This is a genomic window from Sphingobium sp. WCS2017Hpa-17 (assembly GCF_031843765.1).
Lineage (GTDB): Bacteria > Pseudomonadota > Alphaproteobacteria > Sphingomonadales > Sphingomonadaceae > Sphingobium.
This window is the reverse complement of sequence record NZ_JAVTIV010000001.1, coordinates 548048-565540: the sequence shown is the minus strand read 5'-3', so window position 1 is coordinate 565540 and position 17493 is coordinate 548048. Positions and strand designations below refer to the sequence as shown.

The 17493-nt window shown below is 63.8% G+C and carries 18 protein-coding genes; 10 read left to right on the top strand and 8 right to left on the bottom strand.

Going from position 1 to position 17493, the window contains the following annotated elements; all coding sequences use genetic code 11:
- Positions 1 to 16 precede the first annotated feature (16 nt).
- Both RQH62_RS02685 and RQH62_RS02680 read right to left on the bottom strand, forming a co-directional pair.
- A complete protein-coding gene (locus tag RQH62_RS02685) occupies positions 17 to 1120 on the bottom strand; it encodes an FAD-binding oxidoreductase (RefSeq protein WP_311267186.1) in 1104 nt (367 codons plus the stop codon).
- Complete coding sequence (locus tag RQH62_RS02680) at positions 1117 to 2079, bottom strand: alpha/beta hydrolase (protein ID WP_311267185.1); 963 nt, start codon at positions 2077 to 2079, stop codon at positions 1117 to 1119. Before RQH62_RS02680 ends, RQH62_RS02685 begins: the two co-directional genes overlap by 4 nt.
- Before the next feature lie 42 nt (positions 2080 to 2121).
- On the opposite strand from RQH62_RS02680, the gene RQH62_RS02675 reads away from it, so the two are divergent.
- The 8 genes from RQH62_RS02675 to RQH62_RS02640 all read left to right on the top strand — a co-directional run bounded on the left by RQH62_RS02675 (position 2122) and on the right by RQH62_RS02640 (position 9721).
- On the top strand, positions 2122 to 2595 hold the full coding sequence (locus tag RQH62_RS02675) for a prepilin peptidase (RefSeq protein WP_311267184.1): 474 nt from the start codon (positions 2122 to 2124) through the stop codon (positions 2593 to 2595).
- Between the two features lie 51 nt (positions 2596 to 2646).
- Positions 2647 to 3660: a Flp pilus assembly protein CpaB gene (cpaB, locus tag RQH62_RS02670; protein WP_311267183.1), complete on the top strand. Its 1014-nt coding sequence runs from the start codon at positions 2647 to 2649 to the stop codon at positions 3658 to 3660.
- Between the two features lies 1 nt (position 3661).
- A complete protein-coding gene (locus tag RQH62_RS02665) occupies positions 3662 to 5140 on the top strand; it encodes a type II and III secretion system protein family protein (RefSeq protein WP_311267182.1) in 1479 nt (492 codons plus the stop codon).
- Between the two features lie 15 nt (positions 5141 to 5155).
- Entirely contained in the window at positions 5156 to 5806 is a 651-nt protein-coding gene (locus RQH62_RS02660; RefSeq protein ID WP_311267181.1) for a CpaD family pilus assembly lipoprotein, read from the top strand.
- Between the two features lies 1 nt (position 5807).
- The gene (locus RQH62_RS02655; RefSeq protein ID WP_311267180.1) at positions 5808 to 7097 is read left to right on the top strand and encodes a pilus assembly protein CpaE; all 1290 of its coding nucleotides are present in this window, start codon (positions 5808 to 5810) and stop codon (positions 7095 to 7097) included.
- A gap of 71 nt (positions 7098 to 7168) precedes the next feature.
- Positions 7169 to 8167: a type II secretion system F family protein gene (locus RQH62_RS02650; protein ID WP_311267179.1), complete on the top strand. Its 999-nt coding sequence runs from the start codon at positions 7169 to 7171 to the stop codon at positions 8165 to 8167.
- A gap of 19 nt (positions 8168 to 8186) precedes the next feature.
- Positions 8187 to 9176, top strand: coding sequence for a type II secretion system F family protein (locus RQH62_RS02645; protein ID WP_311267178.1), 990 nt, complete (start codon positions 8187 to 8189; stop codon positions 9174 to 9176).
- 128 nt (positions 9177 to 9304) lie between these two features.
- Entirely contained in the window at positions 9305 to 9721 is a 417-nt protein-coding gene (locus RQH62_RS02640) for a DUF2147 domain-containing protein (protein ID WP_311267177.1), read from the top strand.
- A 60-nt stretch (positions 9722 to 9781) separates the two neighbouring features.
- Here the strand turns inward: RQH62_RS02640 and RQH62_RS02635 are convergent, their stop codons facing one another.
- The 4 genes from RQH62_RS02635 to glmM form a co-directional block, all read right to left on the bottom strand.
- On the bottom strand, positions 9782 to 10381 hold the full coding sequence (locus RQH62_RS02635) for a ribonuclease HII (RefSeq protein ID WP_311267176.1): 600 nt from the start codon (positions 10379 to 10381) through the stop codon (positions 9782 to 9784).
- Entirely contained in the window at positions 10374 to 11132 is a 759-nt protein-coding gene (gene thiD, locus RQH62_RS02630; RefSeq protein WP_311267175.1) for a bifunctional hydroxymethylpyrimidine kinase/phosphomethylpyrimidine kinase, read from the bottom strand. The genes RQH62_RS02635 and thiD overlap by 8 nt, the downstream gene beginning before the upstream one ends.
- On the bottom strand, positions 11129 to 11353 hold the full coding sequence (locus RQH62_RS02625) for a DUF1272 domain-containing protein (protein ID WP_311267174.1): 225 nt from the start codon (positions 11351 to 11353) through the stop codon (positions 11129 to 11131). The genes thiD and RQH62_RS02625 overlap by 4 nt, the downstream gene beginning before the upstream one ends.
- A 123-nt stretch (positions 11354 to 11476) precedes the next feature.
- On the bottom strand, positions 11477 to 12817 hold the full coding sequence (gene glmM / locus RQH62_RS02620; RefSeq protein ID WP_311267510.1) for a phosphoglucosamine mutase: 1341 nt from the start codon (positions 12815 to 12817) through the stop codon (positions 11477 to 11479).
- Positions 12818 to 13033: 216 nt separating this feature from the next.
- Between glmM and RQH62_RS02615 the strand changes: the two genes are divergently transcribed.
- Positions 13034 to 14404 carry an amino acid carrier protein gene (locus RQH62_RS02615; protein ID WP_311267509.1) on the top strand — a complete coding sequence of 457 codons (1371 nt, stop codon included), beginning with the start codon at positions 13034 to 13036 and terminating at the stop codon, positions 14402 to 14404.
- Between the two features lie 235 nt (positions 14405 to 14639).
- On the opposite strand, the gene RQH62_RS02610 is transcribed toward RQH62_RS02615, so the two are convergent.
- Both RQH62_RS02610 and RQH62_RS02605 read right to left on the bottom strand, forming a co-directional pair.
- Positions 14640 to 14822, bottom strand: coding sequence for a CsbD family protein (locus tag RQH62_RS02610; protein WP_311267173.1), 183 nt, complete (start codon positions 14820 to 14822; stop codon positions 14640 to 14642).
- Positions 14823 to 14960: 138 nt separating this feature from the next.
- Positions 14961 to 16118: an N-acetyltransferase gene (locus RQH62_RS02605; RefSeq protein ID WP_311267172.1), complete on the bottom strand. Its 1158-nt coding sequence runs from the start codon at positions 16116 to 16118 to the stop codon at positions 14961 to 14963.
- Positions 16119 to 16268: 150 nt separating this feature from the next.
- On the opposite strand from RQH62_RS02605, the gene RQH62_RS02600 reads away from it, so the two are divergent.
- Positions 16269 to 17336 carry a fatty acid desaturase gene (locus RQH62_RS02600; RefSeq protein ID WP_311267171.1) on the top strand — a complete coding sequence of 356 codons (1068 nt, stop codon included), beginning with the start codon at positions 16269 to 16271 and terminating at the stop codon, positions 17334 to 17336.
- Positions 17337 to 17493: the final 157 nt, after the last annotated feature.

Sequence of the window (17493 nt, the reverse complement as noted above, 5' to 3'; positions counted from 1 at the left end):
CTCCAGACTCGTTGCGTCAGCGAAACCGAGCCGGAGAATAGGGGCGCGAATCGATCCTGGCAATGGCGGCGGACGGCGCGTTGCCGATGATGAGCGAGGCCCCCAATAACGCGGCGGCAGGCGATGTCTGGATGCCGAAACCGCCCTGCCCGGCGAACCAGAAAAAGCCCGGATGATCGGGATCGAAGCCATAGACCGGGGCGCGATCGGGGGCGAAGCTGCGCAGCCCCGCCCATTTATGTTCTACCGCCGCGATCGGCCAGTCGACCGCCTGCTGAAACAGGGCGATCGCCTGCGCCACGGCCAGTTCCTCGGGCGCGGCGTCGCAGGGGGGAGACGGCACCTCGTCATGCGGGGTCAGCCAGACGCGGTCGCGCCCCTCCGGCTTGAAATAGAAGCACGATCGCAGATCCATCAGGCGCGGCAGGTCGGGTGAGGACAGGCCGGGGATATGCAGTTGCACCACAGTCCGGCGCAGCGGAGTGATACCGATCGGCTGCACGCCGCAGGCGGTCGCCACGTCATCCGCCCAAGCCCCGGCCGCATTGACCAGCAGGCCGCAATGGATGCTTTCCCCGCCGATATCGACCTGCCAGCCGCCACCTACGGATCGCGCCGCCGTCAGCCGCGTCGCCAGCTGGATCTCTCCGCCCAATTGGCGAAAACGACGCAAATTGGCCTGATGCAGGGCAGCGACGTCAATATCCTGGCAGCTTTCCTCCAGCACGCCGATGGTCCAGTCCGGCCGCAACCCCGGCATCAGCGACGCAGGATCGACGGCGCGCAAATCGACCTTGCCGGCGAACTGCGTCATCAGCGCATCGCGCCAGGGCGCATCCTCTGCCCGACCGACATGCAAGGCGCGGCGCGGCGACAAGAAACTGCCGTCATGAAAATTCGGATCGGGTGCAGACAGATAAGGCCCCGACGCGGTGGTCAGCGGTTGCACCAGTGGGCCGCCATAGGTTTCCTCCCAGAAGGCGACCGAGCGGCCGGTGGCGTGATAGCCGGCACTATCCTCCATCTCCAGGATCAGCACGCGGGCATGGGCAGCAAGCTGCGCGCCGAGGCTGGCGCCGGCCATGCCGCCGCCCACAATCACGATATCGGGATGATTCACCGTGCCGTCTCGTCCAGGAAAGCGTCGATTCGGGCCAGCGCGTCGAGCCGCACCGGGTCCAGTTCGCGCAATATTTCATGCGCGGCTTCCCGCCCATAGACATGCAGCCGTGCGCTCGCAATGCGCGCCGCAACCCGACGGATGGCAGGCGTCGACACCAGTTGGTCCACCGCCGTCGCCAGAATCAGCATCGGCGTGGATATCCGCACGACCCCGGCCGATTGTTCCAACGCCTTGGTCGATTCCAGCGCTTGCAGCACCCAGGTCCAGCTGGGCGGACCCAGCGCGATCTCCCGGCTATGGTCGCGCCACCAGATTTCGTCGGCATAACGATCAGGATCATGCGTCAGCCGCTTTTGCCGCATCTTACGCTGCCGTTCGGACTGTTCCTTCTGTGTCCAGGCGCGCTGCTCGCCATGCCCCGTCCGCACCATAGCGCGGGCGATGCCCACCGCCAGCCAGCGGGGCAGCGGCGCGGTATGGACGCCCAGCATCGGGGCCACCACGGCGGCGGCATCCGGCGGGGCCATCCCTTCCGCCAGCGCACGGACCAGCAGATGGCCGCCCATGCTGTGCGCCACCATCGCGATCGGCCCTTCCCCCTCCGCACGCCAGTCGGCGGCCAGTGCATTCAGATCGGCGATCCAGTCAGCAAAATCGCGGATATGGCCGCATAACGGGTCGTCGGTCAGCCGACCCGATCCGCCCTGCCCACGCCAGTCGAAGCTGGTGACGGCCCAGCCCCGCGACGCCCAATGGTGGATCACCTCCAGATATTTTTCGATCATGTCGCCGCGCCCGCCCAGCACCAGCATGCGCCCACGCACACCCGACCCCAGCCGGTAGCGGCGGATCGGCCAGCCATCGGGCGCGTGCCAATAGTCCAACCGCCCGCCCATCGGCCAGGCGCGCCGGTCGAACGTCGCTACGGGGAAGTCGGGTGAATCCATCGGTTCCATGGTTACGCTTTGGTAAGCCATATGGTCTAGAGCCTAAGCCCCATGACGGGGGAATTTTTCCAGATAGCGCTCATTGGCGCATTGGCCGCACTGCTGATTGCAGCGGCGATCACGGATTTGCGCGCCCGCATCATTTCCAACCGTTTGAACCTGGCCGTCGCGGCGCTGGCTCCCTTGTGGTGGCTGGCCTGTGGGCTGGAGGTCTGGCCTGGCATGGCCGTACAGCTGCTGGTCGGCGCCATCGTCTTCATCCTGTTCGCCGCGCTCTTTGCGGCGGGGATGATGGGCGGCGGCGACGTCAAGCTGCTCGGCGCGCTGGCGCTGTGGTTTCCGTGGCAGGTCGTGCTGTCCCTGATCGTCCTGATGGCGGTGCTGGGCGGACTGGTCACCATCGTCACGGTCATCCACCACCGGATGAACAAGAAACCGGGGCAACCCGAAATACCCTATGGCGTCGCCATCTCGATCTCAGCCCTTTGGTTGATTGGCGAACGATATCTTAACCATTTTGCGTGATGAGTGGGGCACTGGGGGCAGTGCCACCATTTGAGGGAGGCGAATTTCGTCATGGATGCTAAGAAGATCGTGCTGCTGGTGGGGGCGCTTATCATAGCGGTCACTACAGCCTTGCTTGCACGCAGCATGTTGAGTTCGTCAAGCGCGCCACAGGTCAATGCCGCGAACATGCCGGTCGAAGCCGACCAGCCGCATGTTCTGGTCGCGACCAAGGCGCTCCCGGTGGGCACCATCCTGGACGCGGAAAGCTTCCGTTTCCAGCCCTGGCCCAAGGATCTGATCGAACAGGCCTATTATCTCAAAGGGCAGGCCGATCCCGCCAAGCTGGCCGGCAGCGTCGTGCGCACCGCCATCACCGCCGGACAGCCGATGACGCAGGGCGCCATCGTGAAGCCCGGTGACCGCGGCTTCCTGGCCGCCGCCCTTGGCCCTGGCATGCGCGCCGTGACGGTGCCGGTATCGGCGCAAAGCTCGGTCGCGGGCTTCGTCTTCCCCGGCGATCGCATCGACCTCGTCCTGACGCAGAGCGTCAATGGCGGCGGCGACGGCGATCCGCTCAAGGTATCCGAAACCATCCTGCGCAACCTGCGCGTGCTCGCCACCGACCAGCGCATGGATGCGATGGGTGCCGACGGTAAGCCGGAGGTCCGCACCTATTCCAACGTCACGATCGAAGTGACGCCCAAGATCGCCGAGAAGATCGCGGTATCGCAGACCATCGGGTCGCTTTCCATGTCGCTCCGCTCCATCGCCGACAATGCGTCGGATCTGGACGCGGCGATCGCGGGCACCGATGTCGACCTGCCCGGCAACGCCAATCCGAACGCCGAAAAGGCGATCATCGCGAAGCTGGCCGCCCGCCCGGTCGATCGCGGTTCCACCTATTCGACCGGTGCCGACGTGTCGCGCTACCAGCGCAGTTCGGTCCCGGCCAAGGCCGAAGCATCCATGCCCCCGATGGTCGCCGCCAATGGCGCACCGATGGGCACCGTCGCCTTCAAGGGCCCGGTGATCCGCGTGGCTCGCGGCACCAACGTGACCGAAGTTCCGGTCGGGGGGAAGTGAGATGAAGAGCCTGCATAATCGCGCCCCGCGCCTTGCCGCTCCGGCAATCGCCCTGGGCCTGGCGGTCGCGTCGATCGCCGCACCTGTCACGGCGCTCAACGCCGCCTCCTCCAGCGCACAGGACAATGCGATCCTGATGTCGGTGGGCGGCAGCCGGGTGGTCAACCTCCCGTCCAAGATGTCCGATGTGGTGATCGCCGATCCCACTATCGTCGACGTCCATGTCCGGTCGCAGAACCAGCTCTACCTGATCGCGAAGAGGGCCGGCGAAACCACCGTCTTCGCCACCGCGCCCAATGGCAAGGTGCTGTTTTCCGGCACGGTGCGCGTCGGCAACAACCTGACCAGCATCGACGACATGCTCCGCCTGGCGATGCCCGGCGCGAACATCGCGGTCAACAAGATGAATGGCATGGTCCTGCTGACCGGCACGATCCAGGCGCCCGAAGATGCAGCGGAGGCCGAACGGCTGACGCAGGCCTTCGTCGGCAAGGAAGTGACGGTGGTGAGCCGCCTGCGCATGGCAACCCCGTTGCAGGTGATGTTGCAGGTCAAGATCGCCGAAGTCAGCAAGGATATCGGCCACAAGATCGGCACGAATTTCTCCAGCATCGATCGCAGCGGCGGCAGCACGGCCGGCTTCATCGGTGGCGGATCGCGCAGCTTCGTCGAATTCAACGAGAATGGCGGCGGCACCTTCACCACGCCGAGCGATGGCAGCTACAGCCTGGGTGGCGTGGCACGCCTGTTCGGCCTGGATATTGCCGGCGCTCTGGATCTGGCGGAATCGAGCGGCCTTGCGACCGTCCTCGCCCAGCCTAACCTGACGTCGTTGTCCGGTGAAACGGCCAGCTTCCTGGCTGGTGGCGAATATCCCTATACGATCAACAATGGTGCCAACAACGGCAACAGCATCGAATTCAAGCAATATGGCGTACAGTTGGCCTTCACGCCGACCGTATTGGCCGACGGCCGCATTTCGCTGCGGGTCCGTCCGACCGTGTCGAGCCTGGACTTCACGCTCAATGCCGATGTTCCCGCGCTCAAGAGCCGCACGGCCGAAACCACTGTAGAGCTGGGATCGGGTCAGGCCTTCATGATCGCTGGCCTGCTGAATAACGAAACCAGCAACTCCATCAACAAGGTGCCGGGTCTGGGCGACATCCCGATCCTGGGCAGCCTGTTCAAGTCGCGCCAGTTCCAGCGTTCGGAAACCGAACTCGTCATCATGGTCACGCCCTATCTGGTGAAGCCGATGAATGCTTCGGACGTGCGCCTGCCGACCGACGGCTATCGCAACGCGACCCAGGCACAGGGCCTGTTCCTGCAACAGGGCAATGACGGCATCAGCGGCGCGCGCGCTCCTGCGCCGACCCGTGCGCCGGGATCGACGCCAGTGGTGCCAGGATCGCAAATTTCGGCGGCAACGCCCGGCAAGTCGAACAAGTCCGGCGAAACCGCGCCCGGCTTCAGCTTCTGACGGAAGGACACAGACATGAATTCCCCTCTGTCTCTTAAGGCTCTCGCGGCCTTCGCCGTCATCGCCCTGCCGGTGACCGCCCATGCCCTGCCCCGCTCCAACCGCAGCGTGGATTCGGTGCATCAGCCGGTGGTCAGCCACGCCGCCTATGTCTTTGACGTGCAGGCCGGCGCCAGCGGCGGCCTGACACCCAATGAGGCGATCCGACTGAACGACTGGTTCGTGTCGATCGACCTGGGCTATGGCGACAGCATCGCCATCGTCACCGATGGCGGCTATTACAGCCCTGCCCTGCGCGACGATATCGGCGATGTCGTCGCACGCCGTGGCCTGCTGGTCGCGGAAGACAGTTCGGCCGAGGCCGGTCAGGCTCCGGCAGGCAGCGTTCGCCTGATCGTGCGTCGCGCCACGGCCAGTGTGCCGGGTTGCCCGGACTGGAGCGCGAAGCAGGAAACCAATGGCGGGCTGGGCACCAGTTCCAATTTCGGCTGCGGCGTGAACAGCAATCTGGCCGCCATGGTCGCCAATCCGGAAGATCTGGTCCGTGGCCAGGGCACCGACAGCGACCTGCGCACGGCGACGTCGAACCGCGCCATTTCCACCTATCGCGACAAGGCCCCGACCGGTGCGGGTGATCTGAAGCAATTGACGGCGGGAGGCCAGTAAGATGAACGCACCCTGGAAACCCGGCATGGGCGGGCAGCGCGATCCGTTCCACGCCTTCGTTTGCGACGATCATAGTTTCGACATGCTGCGCGCCGTCGCGGCCGAACTGGGCTGGGCGCCGGAAAAGGTGAACAAGGGCGGCATGCGCAATGCTGTGCAGAGCCTGTCGATCACCGCATCGCCGCAGATCCTGTTCGTCGACATGTCCGAAAGCGGCGATCCGCTGAACGACATCAATTCGCTGGCCGAAGTATGCGAGCCGGGCACGGTGGTGATTGCCGCCGGGCAGGTCAATGACGTGCGCCTCTATCGCGATCTGGTGGCCAGCGGCATCCAGGATTATCTGCTCAAGCCGTTCGGCGCGGACCAGTTGCGCGACGCGCTGGCGCAGGCGCAGGCCGTGTTCATGGCCCCGCGCGACGCAGCGCCGGAACGGCCGCACTGCACCATCTCCGTGATCGGCACGCGCGGTGGCGTCGGCGCTTCCAGCATCGCGACTTCGCTGGCCTGGCTGCTGTCGGAAAAGAAGAAGCGTCCGACCGCGCTGCTCGACCTGGACGTCCATTTCGGCACCAATGCGCTGGCGATGGATCTGGAGCCGGGCCGTGGCCTGACCGATGCGATCGAAAATCCCAGCCGCATCGACGGGCTGTTCATCGAACGCGCCATGGTGCGGGCGAGCGACACGCTGGCGATCCTGTCGGCCGAAGCGCCGATCAGCCAGCCGATGATGACCGATGGTGGCGCTTTCTACCAGTTGCTGGAAGAATTCCGCCTTGCCTTCGAATGCAGCGTGATCGATTTGCCGCGCAACATGCTGATCCAGCATCCGCACCTGATGACCGACGTCAATGTGACGCTGATCGTGACGGAGCTGACGCTGGCCAGTGCGCGCGACACGATCCGCATCCTGTCCTGGCTCAAGAGCAATGCGCCGCAGACGCGCGTGCTGGTGGTCGCCAACCGCGTCCATCCCGGCGCGCCGGAGATCAGCCGCAAGGATTTCGAACAGTCGATCGAGCGCAAGGTCGATGTCATCGTCCCGTTCGACCTGCGCATCGCGTCGCAGGCCGCCAAGCTGGGCAAGACGCTGGCGGAAGCCGCCAAGGGCAGCAAAGTCGGTGCGGCCTGCACCGAGCTGCTGAACCATGTGCTGGGCGCCGCCGAAGCCGACGATGCGGTTGCCGCACCCAAGGCCGGCAGCAAGAAGGGCGACTCCCTGCTGGGCAAGATCGATTTCAAGTCGATGATGCCGTCGCGCCGCAAGGACAAGGCGACGCTGGACAATTGATCGCAGGCGCCGCCCCCTGACCGGGGCGGCGCAGGCATCCTGACACAACGGGCTGAAAGACGGGCGACGAGATGGACGGCAATTTCATCCTGATTACGGTACTGATCGCGACCCTGCTGGGGCTTGCGATAGTCGCATTCGCCGGTCCGTCGCCGGAAAAGGCACGCAAGCGGCGCGTCGCGATGATCCGTGGCCGTCACAGCGAGTCGGCCGAGGCGTTGCTGGAAGCGCGGATGCGCCGGGCGATCTCCAATCGCGCTACCGGCAGCGAAGCCAAGATGCTCGTGTCGCTGATTCCGAACCCGGAAAATCTGACCAAGCGTCTGAAGATGACCGGCAAGAAGTGGACGCTTAGCCAGTATATGACGGCCTGCGCGATCACATTCCTGTTGCTGTCCGCTTTCCTGATGATGCGCGGATTCCCCTTCCTGTTCGCGATGATGGTCGGCCTGGCCGCTGGCCTGGGCCTGCCGCACTGGTGGGTGGGTCGCCTGATCAAGGGCCGCGTGAACAAATTCAACGCCAAATTCCCCGACGCGCTGGAGCTGCTGACCCGCGGCCTGCGATCGGGCCTGCCGATCGCGGAGACGCTGGGCATCGTGTCGAGCGAAATTCCCGGCCCCGTGGGCGAGGAGTTCAAGCTGATCACCGAGCGAATCAAGATCGGCCGGACCATGGAGCAGGCGTTGCAGGAAACCGCCGACCGTCTGGGCACGCCCGAATTCCAGTTCTTTGTCATCACTCTGGCGATCCAGCGCGAAACGGGCGGCAACCTCGCCGAAACGCTTTCGAACCTGGCCACGGTGTTGCGCCAGCGCGCGCAGATGAAGCTGAAGATCCGGGCCATGTCGTCGGAATCGAAGGCGTCCGCCTATATCATCGGCGTGCTGCCGTTCCTGGTGTTCGGCATGATCTGCTACATCAACTATAATTATATGACCCCCTTCTTCACGCCGGACCCGGCCGGCATCTTCGGTCTGGGCACCATGCAGGTGGTCGGCATCGGCGGCATGTGCTGGATGGGCATCGGCGCCTTCATCATGGCCCAGATGGTCAATTTCGAAATCTGACGGGCAAGGATAAGAGATCATGGACGCTCCCAACCCCGCCGGCACCCTCTTCGGCCTGACAGCGACCGATTTCGGTACGTTGCTGGCCGCTCTGGCCACGCTGGCCATGCTGTTCGCGCTCTATGCGGTGATGACCGTGCGCGACCCCATGGCCAAGCGCGTCAAGGCGCTGAACGATCGACGCGAGCAGTTGAAGGCGGGCATCACCGCTTCCACGGCCAAACGCCGCGCCAAGCTGGTCCGCAAGAACCAGACGACCGACAATATGCGGTCCTTCCTGTCGAGCCTGAAGGTGTTGCAGGACGACCAGTTGAAGGACGCGCAAATCCGTCTGGCGCAGGCCGGCATCCGGTCGAAGGACTGGGCCGTCGCCGTCATCTTCGGCCGCATGATCCTGCCGATCGTGATCGGTGGCCTTGCCGCGATTCTACTCTACGGCGTGGGGATCGAACCCGAATGGGGGCCGATGAAGCGCTTTTTCGCCTTCGCGGTAGCACTGCTGCTCGCCTATAAGGCGCCCGACCTCTATATCGACAACAAGGTGCAGAAGCGCGCCGCCGCGATCCGCAAGGGCCTGCCCGACGCGCTCGACCTGCTGGTGATCTGCGCCGAAGCGGGCCTGACCGTCGATGCCGCCTTCAACCGGGTGGCGCGCGAACTGGGCAAGGCTTATCCGGAACTGGGCGACGAATTTCAGCTGACCGCGATCGAACTCAGCTTCCTGACCGAGCGGCGCATGGCGTTCGAGAATCTGGCGACCCGCGTGAAGCTGGACGCGGTCAAGGGCGTGGTCACGACCATGATCCAGACCGAGAAATACGGCACCCCGCTCGCTTCGGCGCTGCGCGTGCTGTCGGCCGAATTCCGTCATGAACGCATGATGCGTGCCGAGGAAAAGGCCGCACGCCTGCCCGCGATCATGACTGTGCCGCTGATTCTGTTCATCCTGCCGACCCTGTTCGTCGTCATTCTGGGTCCGGCGGCCTGCTCGATCAGCACCGCATTCTAAAAAGTTCGGAGAGAGAGGCAGCGCTGCCGTAGCGTCGCCCGAAAGACCCGCCCGCCCCGCCCGAAAAAGGCGGTGGCGGGCGGGCTTTTTCGTGGCTATCTCAAGGACAAAGACAAGGAGTGGATCGCATGAAACCGGCCTTTATCGCCCTCGCAACCCTGACTGCCGCCATCGCTCTGCCCGCGCAGGCGGCCCAGCCCGTTACCGGCCGCTGGGCCACGGTCGATGGCAAGGCGATCGTGCAGATTGCGCCCTGCGGCAAGCATCTGTGCGGCAGGATCGAGAAGATCGTGAAGCCCACCCCCGGTCGGCCGCAGACCGACATCAAGAATCCCGATCCGGCGCTGCGGTCCAAGCCGCTGGTCGGCCTCGCCCTGCTGACCGGGTTCGAGGATGATGGCGATTTGTGGAAGGGCACGATCTACGACCCCGAAAGCGGCAAAAGCTATGTGTCGAAGCTGACCCGGAACGCCAATGGCACGCTCAAGGTGCAAGGCTGCATCGCCTTCTTCTGCAAGACGCAGACCTGGACGCCGGTGCGCTAGAGCATTTTGAAATCAGCTGGCACAGCTGATGGCTCGCAAAATGCGGAAAACAAAAGCCTCCTAGAGCAGGCTGAGCTGGGCCACCGGGGCAAAGCTGCGCCGATGGAGCGGGGTCGGACCATGTTCGCGCAGCGCGGCGAGATGTTTCGCGCTGCCATAGCCCTTGTTCGTGTCCCAGCCATAATGGGGATAGTCCGCCGCCGCTGCGACCATCATGCGGTCGCGCTCTTCCTTGGCCAGGATGGAGGCCGCCGCAATCGACAGGCATTTGGCGTCGCCCTCCACGATCGCGGTCGAGGGCCAGCGCCATTGCGGGCAGCGGTTCCCGTCGACCAGTATATGAGCACAATCGTGGGAGAGCGCCTCGACCGCGCGGGTCATGGCCAGCATCGTCGCCCAGAGGATATTGATTTCGTCGATTTCCTCCACGGTCGCGATGCCCACGCCCCAACAGAGTGCCCGCGCCTTGATCTCGCCTTCCAGAGCGGCGCGCTTCCGGGCGGTCAGCTTCTTGCTGTCGTTGAGGCCATCAGGGCAATCATCGGCGCGCAGGATGACAGCGGCGGCGACCACGGGGCCGGCCAGCGGTCCCCGGCCCGCTTCGTCCACCCCGGCGACGAGGCCGGGATGATGGATCAGTTCGTGGGAGAAGTCAGGCATCTGCGTGAAAACCGAGCGGCGCACCCATCGGCCCATGCCCACCGCCGAAACCGGGCGCCAGCATCAGCGCTTTACGCACATATTTGCGACCGCGAGCAATGGCCTCTGGCAACGCCATGCCTTGCCCCAAGCCAGTCGCGATCGCACTTGCCAAGGTGCAGCCAGTGCCATGCGTATGCGGTGTGTCGATGAGCGGGTCACTCCATCTCGCAATCTCGCCATGGTGGCCGACAAGCCGATCGGTCAACATCGGCCCATCGGCGTGGCCGCCCTTGATCAAAAGTGTTTCACCGCGCTCGGTCAGGCTCGCTTCACCGCCAAGCACTTCGAGTTCGGGAAGATTGGGCGTAGTCACCAAAGCCCATGTCATCAATTCGTGCATGGCCGCTATCGTTTCGGCATCCGCAAGGACTGACCCGCTGGTCGAAACCATGACGGGGTCGAGCACGACGGGCACATTCACACGCACCAAATGTTCGGCGATGGCCCGCGCCGTCTGTGCGCTGCCGATCATCCCGATCTTGACCGCGTCGACGCCGATGTCGCTGATGCAGCTATTTATCTGCGCCAGCACCATGTCCGTAGGGATCGGGTGGACGCCCTGTACGCCGAGCGTGTTCTGCGCGGTGATCGCGGTAATCGCGGTCATGCCGAATCCGCCGAGGAGGGTCACAGTCTTCAGGTCCGCCTGAATACCCGCGCCGCCCCCGCTGTCGGAGCCGGCGATGATGAGGATGCGGGCAGGCGTCATCCCTTGAAGTGCCGCTCCGTCGAGGCCGGATTATTAGCCAGCGCCTTCCCCACCCTCGTCGGGCGGTCCATCAGTTCGCCGCCACAATTGGGGCAGCGATCGTCCAGCGCTTCCGCACAGGGCGCGCACCAGGTACATTCGAACGAACAGATGAACGCGCCGGGTTCATCGGCGGGCAGGTCCGTGCCGCAGCGTTCGCAGTCGGGGCGCATTTCAAGCATGATTGTGTAAATCCGTTCGGGCTGAGCCTGTCGAAGCCCCTGTCTGGGCGGAGGCGAAGACACCTTCCTGCGGTCGGCGACGCCCTTCGACTTCGCTCAGGGCGAACGGAGGCTTTGGTCGCATCACGCCGCCGCCTTCTCCACCGCGGCGCAGATGCGTTCGACCACATCCTTCACCTGATCCTCGCGGTCGCCTTCGGCCATAACGCGGATCACCGGTTCGGTGCCGGAGGGGCGGATGACGAGGCGGCCGATGCCGTTCAGTTCCGTTTCCGCCTGTGCGATGACGCGCTTCACATCGTCATGCTCCAGCGGCTTCCCGCCAGAGAAGCGAACATTTTTGAGCAATTGCGGTACCGGGTCGAACTGGTGCAGCACTTCGCTGGCCGGTTTACCGGAGCGGACCAAGGCCGCCAGCACCTGCAACGCCGCGACCGTACCGTCGCCGGTCGTGGCGTAATCGGACAGGATCATGTGGCCGGATTGTTCGCCGCCGACATTGAAGCCGCCCTCGCGCATCCTTTCCAGCACATAGCGGTCGCCGACCTTGGTGCGTTCAAGGCCGATACCCTTGCCCGACAGGAAGCGTTCGAGGCCGAGGTTCGACATGATCGTCGCGACCAGCCCGCCGCCGCGCAGCGTGCCTTCCCGCGCGAAATTGGCGGCAATCAGGGCCATGATCTGGTCGCCGTCGACGATCTTGCCCTGTTCGTCCACGACGATCAGCCGATCGGCGTCGCCATCCAGCGCGATACCGATGTCGGCGCCGGAGGACACTACGGTTTCCTGCAACAGCAACGGCGCGGTCGAGCCGCAGCCGTCATTGATGTTGGTGCCGTTGGGGGTAACGCCGACCGCAACGACGGTGGCGCCCAGTTCCCACAGCGCGGAGGGCGCGACCTGATAGGCCGCACCGTTGGCGCAATCGACCACGATCTTGAGCCCGTCGAGCCGCAGATCGGCCGGGAAGCTGGACTTGACCGAGTGGATATAGCGGCCGCGGGCATCCTCGACCCGGCGGGCGCGGCCGATATCCTTGGACGCGGCGAGCGGGATATCCTGATCCAGCAGCGCCTCGATCTTCAGTTCATCTTCGTCCGATAGCTTGTAGCCGTCCGGGCCGAACAGCTTGATGCCATTGTCGAAATAAGGGTTGTGACTGGCCGAGATCATGACGCCCAGATCGGCGCGCATGGAATGGGCGAGCAGCGCCACGGCTGGCGTCGGGATCGGGCCGAATTGCACCACGTCCATGCCAACGGCGGTGAAGCCGGCGACCAGCGCATTTTCGACCATATAGCCCGACAGGCGGGTATCCTTGCCGATGACCACCCGGTGGCGGTGGCTGCCGCGCAGGAAATGGGTGCCAGCCGCCATGCCGACCTTCATCGCCAGCTGCGCGGTCATGGGCCATTGGTTGGTGCGGCCACGGATGCCGTCGGTGCCGAAATATTGCCTGCTCACAAAGCTCTCATCTTCCTCGGGGACAGTCCCCATTCATCCGTTCGTCCTGAGTAGCCGCTGAGCCTGTCGAAGCGGCGTATCGAAGGACATGCGCGTCGTGCGACCCTTCGATACGGGTCTTCGACTTCGCTCAGACCCTACTCAGGGCGAACGGAGAGGGGAAGAGTCAAGTTTTTCTCAGTCGACAATCTGTGTCCTCATAGGCATCCGGGCATGATGGAAAATTTCAATGCCTTCGTCGACGGCCTGTCCGCCGCCGTCTTCTTCAAGGTGCCGCTTTTTGGCGCGCAGATCGAACTGATCGTGCTCTATCTGGCGCTGCCGATGCTGTTCTTCACTTTGTGGCTGGGCTTCCCCAATGTGCGCCATGTCGGCCGCGCGATCCGCATCCTGCGCAGCCAGCCGCATGCGGGCGAGGCGAAGGGCGACGTCAGCCAGTGGGCGGCGCTCTCCACCGCGCTGTCGGGCACGATCGGCCTCGGCAATATCGCCGGCGTCGCGGTGGCGCTGACCATGGGTGGTCCCGGTGCGATATTGTGGATGTTCATCATCGGCTGGTTCGCGATGACGGTGAAGATGGCGGAGGTGACTCTGGGCCTGAAATATCGCGTCTTCGACAGTCGCGGCCATGTGCATGGCGGGCCGATGTATGTGCTCAAGGCCGTCGGCGCGGCGCGGGGCTGGCCGAAACTGGGGCTGGTGCTGGGCGGCGCCTATGCCTTCTTCGCTTTGTTCGGCGCGATCCCGATGGTGCAGGTGAACCAGAGTTTTGCGCAGGTGAAGGTCGTGACCGGCCTGACCAATGGCTGGGCCTATGGCGTGTTCTTGGCCGGTGCCGTCGCGCTGGTCACGCTGGGCGGCGCAGCCTGGCTGGGCGAAGTGTCGAAGCGGCTGACGCCGATCAAGGTTGCGGTCTATCTGGGCGGGGTGGCGGCGATCCTGATCCTGCATGCCGGCGAGATTCCGAGCGCGCTGGCGCTGATCTGGAACGGAGCGTGGAGCGGCGATGCGGCGACCGGGGGCGCGGTGGGCGCTTTCGTCGCGGGGATGCGGCGCGCGGTGTTCGCCAGCGAGGCGGGCGTCGGGTCGGCGGTGATGGCGCATAGTCTGGCACGGACGAAGCATCCGGTGTCGGAGGGGCTGGTTGCGCTGCTGGAGCCGCTGCTCGGCACGATGATCGTCTGCGCGTTCGGCGGGCTGGCGCTGGTGGTGGCGGGCACATGGAATGGCGGGCTGGAGGGGATCGCGATCACCTCCGCCGCTTTCGCCAAGGTATCGCCATGGTTCCCATGGCTGCTGGCGGTGGTGGTGTTCCTGTTCGCCTATTCGACGCTGGTGGCATGGGGCTTTTATGGCTTGCAGGCCTGGGGCTATCTGTTCGGCAATGGCCCCAGGGCGCAATGGACCTACAAGATCCTCTATGTCGTCGCCCTGCCCCCGGCGGCGGCGATCGATCTGGGCCGGGTGGTCGGGATCGTCGACAGCAGCTTCTTCCTGATGGCCATTCCCAACGTCATTGCGCTGTACCTATGCGCCGGGGAATTGCGGCGGGATGTGCGCGACTATCTGGACAGGCAAGAGGCTTAACTTCGCACATTTCCCGTTAAATGCGACATTTCGTTGCGCGGGGGTAATCCTATCGGAAAGTCTCCTATGCCTGCCTCCGTTCGGTTCAAGCTTGTCGAGAACCCTGTGCTACGGGTTCTCGACAAGCTTGAACCGAACGGATGAGGTAGCGGATTTCCGTCGTGTAGGACAGAAACGCAAAAGGCCCCGCACCTTTTCGGAGCGAGGCCTTTTCGTCGTGCAGACGGTTAAACCGTCAGATCTTGTCGCCGAGCGCGCCCTTGACCGACCCGGCGATATCCTGCGCCGTGCCCTTGGCCTTCTGTGCCTTGCCTTCGGCTTCCAGACGTTCGTTGTCGGTCGCCTTGCCAATGCCTTCCTTGATGGAACCAGCTGCCTTGTTGCCTGCGGCCTTCAGCTTGTCGGTTGCTTCGCCCATGTCGATACTCCTTGTTGAGGGGTTTGGACTATCAACGATGCGCCGCACAAAGGGTTGCCAACGATACGCAGGCGAAACAATGATTTAGAGCATTTTGAAGTCATCTGGAACAGATGACGGCTCGCAAAATGCGGACTGTTACAACGGCTTCTCGTAAATCTGATACACCTTGTTCACCGTGCTGTTGATGGCGTCGGCAATGGCGTTCATGCCCTGATTATCGTCCAGCACCCAGCCGATCTCACCACGGGTCGAGCCATAATGTACGATCGCCTCACGCCGGATCGTTTCGATCATCATGAAGGCAAGCTGGCTGGCCATGCGTGAGCTCTGCAGCCGTTGCACCACGCCCATCAGCGGCACGCGCATCGTGCGCGCCTTGGGCTTGCGCAGCCATTTCAGCAACTTGATGAAACCGAAGGGGAAGAGCGACCCGTTAAGCGACTTGGTCGCTTCATTGAGATCCGGCAGCGTCATCATGAAAGCGACCGGCTCGCCGTCCAGTTCGGCGATCATGATCAGATCCTCGAACACGATAGGCTTCAATTTCTTGCCGGTATGGGCGACTTCCTCATCCGTGATCGGCACGAAGCCCCAATTATTGCCCCACGCGTCGTTCAGGATCGACAGGATGATCGCGGCTTCCTTGTCGAATTTCGACTTGTCGACCTTGCGGATCGTGATGCGCGAGCTTTTCTCGCCCGACTGGATGATGCGCTGGATCAGCGGCGGAAAGTCCCTCGTGATGTCCAGTTCATAGGTTTTGAGCTGCTTGACCGGGGCATAGCCGGCCCCTTCGATCATCGCCTGATAGGCGGGGCTGTTATGGCCCATCATCACCGTTGGCGGATGGTCATGGCCGGCGATCAGCAGGCCCGGCTCTTCCCAGATGGAGAGCGAGATCGGCCCCAGCACGCGGGTCATGCCCTTGCCGCGCAGCCAATCCTCGGCCGTGGCGATCAGCGCCTTGGCCGTGGCGTCATCCTCCGCCTCGAACAGACCGAAATTGCCGGTCCCCGCCCCCATGCCCTGTTCGACCGGCTGTTGCAGCGCGAGATGATCGATATGGGCGGAAATGCGGCCGACCACCTTGCCGCCGCGCCGGGCAAGGAAATATTGCGCTTCGGCATGGCCGAAAAAGGGGTTCTTCCCCGGCGTCAGCAATTCCTTCACCTCGGCCTTCAATGGCGGCACCCAATTGGGATCATTGGCATAAAACCGCCAGGGAAGGTCGATAAAGGCCTTCAAATCGGCCTTGCCGGAAACAGGAGTGATGACCAGATCGTTATGCGCCACGGGTGCCGCCTTGAAAGAAAAATGGGGTGCGGTGCAGTTCGGCGCTTGTTTGCGGAATGTCAATCACGCGCCGCGTTCAGCCGGATAACATGGTGAATATGTCATGGTGCTGCCATGATATCAGCGCATTTGGAGGCTAGGTCCGCCCGTATGACAGTGCATGATCCCATTCTGGCCGCCGCGCAGCGGGCGCGGGCGGCTATTCCCGACGATACCGCCATGCTGCGCGCCGCGGCCGATTTGACCCGCGCCTATTCGACTGCCAATCCGCGCATCTACTGGCCCGACCTGCTGGCGTCCGCGCTGGTCGGATGGAGCGCGATGGCCGGGGCGATTCTGGTCGACAATGTGGCAGTCGCGGTTGCCTGCGCGCTTGTGTCGATGCTGGCGCTCTATCGCGCGGCCAGCTTCATCCATGAGCTGACCCATATCCGCAAGGGCGCCCTGCCCGGCTTCCGGTTCGCATGGAACCTGATCGTCGGCGTGCCGCTGATGATCCCGTCCTTCATGTATGAAGGCGTGCATACCCAGCATCACCAGCGCACCCGTTATGGCACGGCGGAAGATCCCGAATATCTGCCGCTGGCGCTGATGAAGCCCTGGTCGCTGCCTTTGTTCATCATCGTCGCGTCGCTGGCGCCGGTGGGCGTGATCCTGCGCTTTGGCGTGCTGACGCCGCTGTCGCTGCTGATCCCGGCGCTGCGCCGCAAGGTCGTGGCGGAATTTTCCGCCCTGTCGATCAACCCCGCCTATCGCCGCCGCGCGCCCGAAGGCGAGTTTGCGCGCCAATGGGCATGGCAGGAAGCGGGCGCCAGCCTGTTCGCGCTGGCGCTGGTGGGCAGCGTGTTCGCCTTCGGCTGGAAGCCTTTGCTGGTCTATATGGCGATCCATTCGGCCATGACCGTCATCAACCAGTTGCGCACTCTAGTCGCGCATCTGTGGGAGAATGAGGGCGAGCCGATGACCGTGACAGCACAATATCTGGACTCGGTCAATGTGCCGCCGCCCGGCACCCTGCCCGCTTTGTGGGCGCCGGTGGGCCTGCGTTATCATGCGCTGCATCACCTGCTGCCGAGCGTACCCTATCATGCGCTGGGGAAGGCGCATGCGCAGCTGATCGCGACGCTGGACGCGGATTCACCCTATCATCGGGGCAATTACAAGGGGATGATGCCGCTGGTCGGCAAGATCGCCCGGAGCACGATGACGGCGCGCTGAAGCGCATCACACAGAAACGCGAAGAGGCTGGGGAAGCGGATGCGCTTCCCCAGCCTCTTTGCTTTGAGCGAAGAATCCATGCCCAAGCAAAGCATTGCAGATTTTTTCGGTTGCGGGTTGAAACCGGATATAGGGCAACTATATCGGAGTTGTTCCG

Excerpts from the sequence above, each read along its gene's own strand:
- RQH62_RS02675 (WP_311267184.1), top strand. The coding sequence starts at position 2,122 with ATGACGGGGGAATTTTTCCAGATAGCGCTCATTGGCGCATTGGCCGCA.
- RQH62_RS02615 (WP_311267509.1), top strand. The coding sequence starts at position 13,034 with ATGGAAAATTTCAATGCCTTCGTCGACGGCCTGTCCGCCGCCGTCTTC.
- cpaB (WP_311267183.1), top strand. The coding sequence starts at position 2,647 with ATGGATGCTAAGAAGATCGTGCTGCTGGTGGGGGCGCTTATCATAGCG.
- RQH62_RS02655 (WP_311267180.1), top strand. The coding sequence starts at position 5,808 with ATGAACGCACCCTGGAAACCCGGCATGGGCGGGCAGCGCGATCCGTTC.
- RQH62_RS02610 (WP_311267173.1), bottom strand. The coding sequence starts at position 14,822 with ATGGGCGAAGCAACCGACAAGCTGAAGGCCGCAGGCAACAAGGCAGCT.
- RQH62_RS02640 (WP_311267177.1), top strand. The coding sequence starts at position 9,305 with ATGAAACCGGCCTTTATCGCCCTCGCAACCCTGACTGCCGCCATCGCT.
- RQH62_RS02625 (WP_311267174.1), bottom strand. The coding sequence starts at position 11,353 with ATGCTTGAAATGCGCCCCGACTGCGAACGCTGCGGCACGGACCTGCCC.
- thiD (WP_311267175.1), bottom strand. The coding sequence starts at position 11,132 with ATGACGCCTGCCCGCATCCTCATCATCGCCGGCTCCGACAGCGGGGGC.
- RQH62_RS02600 (WP_311267171.1), top strand. The coding sequence starts at position 16,269 with ATGACAGTGCATGATCCCATTCTGGCCGCCGCGCAGCGGGCGCGGGCG.
- RQH62_RS02650 (WP_311267179.1), top strand. The coding sequence starts at position 7,169 with ATGGACGGCAATTTCATCCTGATTACGGTACTGATCGCGACCCTGCTG.
- RQH62_RS02680 (WP_311267185.1), bottom strand. The coding sequence starts at position 2,079 with ATGGAACCGATGGATTCACCCGACTTCCCCGTAGCGACGTTCGACCGG.
- RQH62_RS02645 (WP_311267178.1), top strand. The coding sequence starts at position 8,187 with ATGGACGCTCCCAACCCCGCCGGCACCCTCTTCGGCCTGACAGCGACC.
- RQH62_RS02635 (WP_311267176.1), bottom strand. The coding sequence starts at position 10,381 with ATGCCTGACTTCTCCCACGAACTGATCCATCATCCCGGCCTCGTCGCC.
- RQH62_RS02665 (WP_311267182.1), top strand. The coding sequence starts at position 3,662 with ATGAAGAGCCTGCATAATCGCGCCCCGCGCCTTGCCGCTCCGGCAATC.
- RQH62_RS02660 (WP_311267181.1), top strand. The coding sequence starts at position 5,156 with ATGAATTCCCCTCTGTCTCTTAAGGCTCTCGCGGCCTTCGCCGTCATC.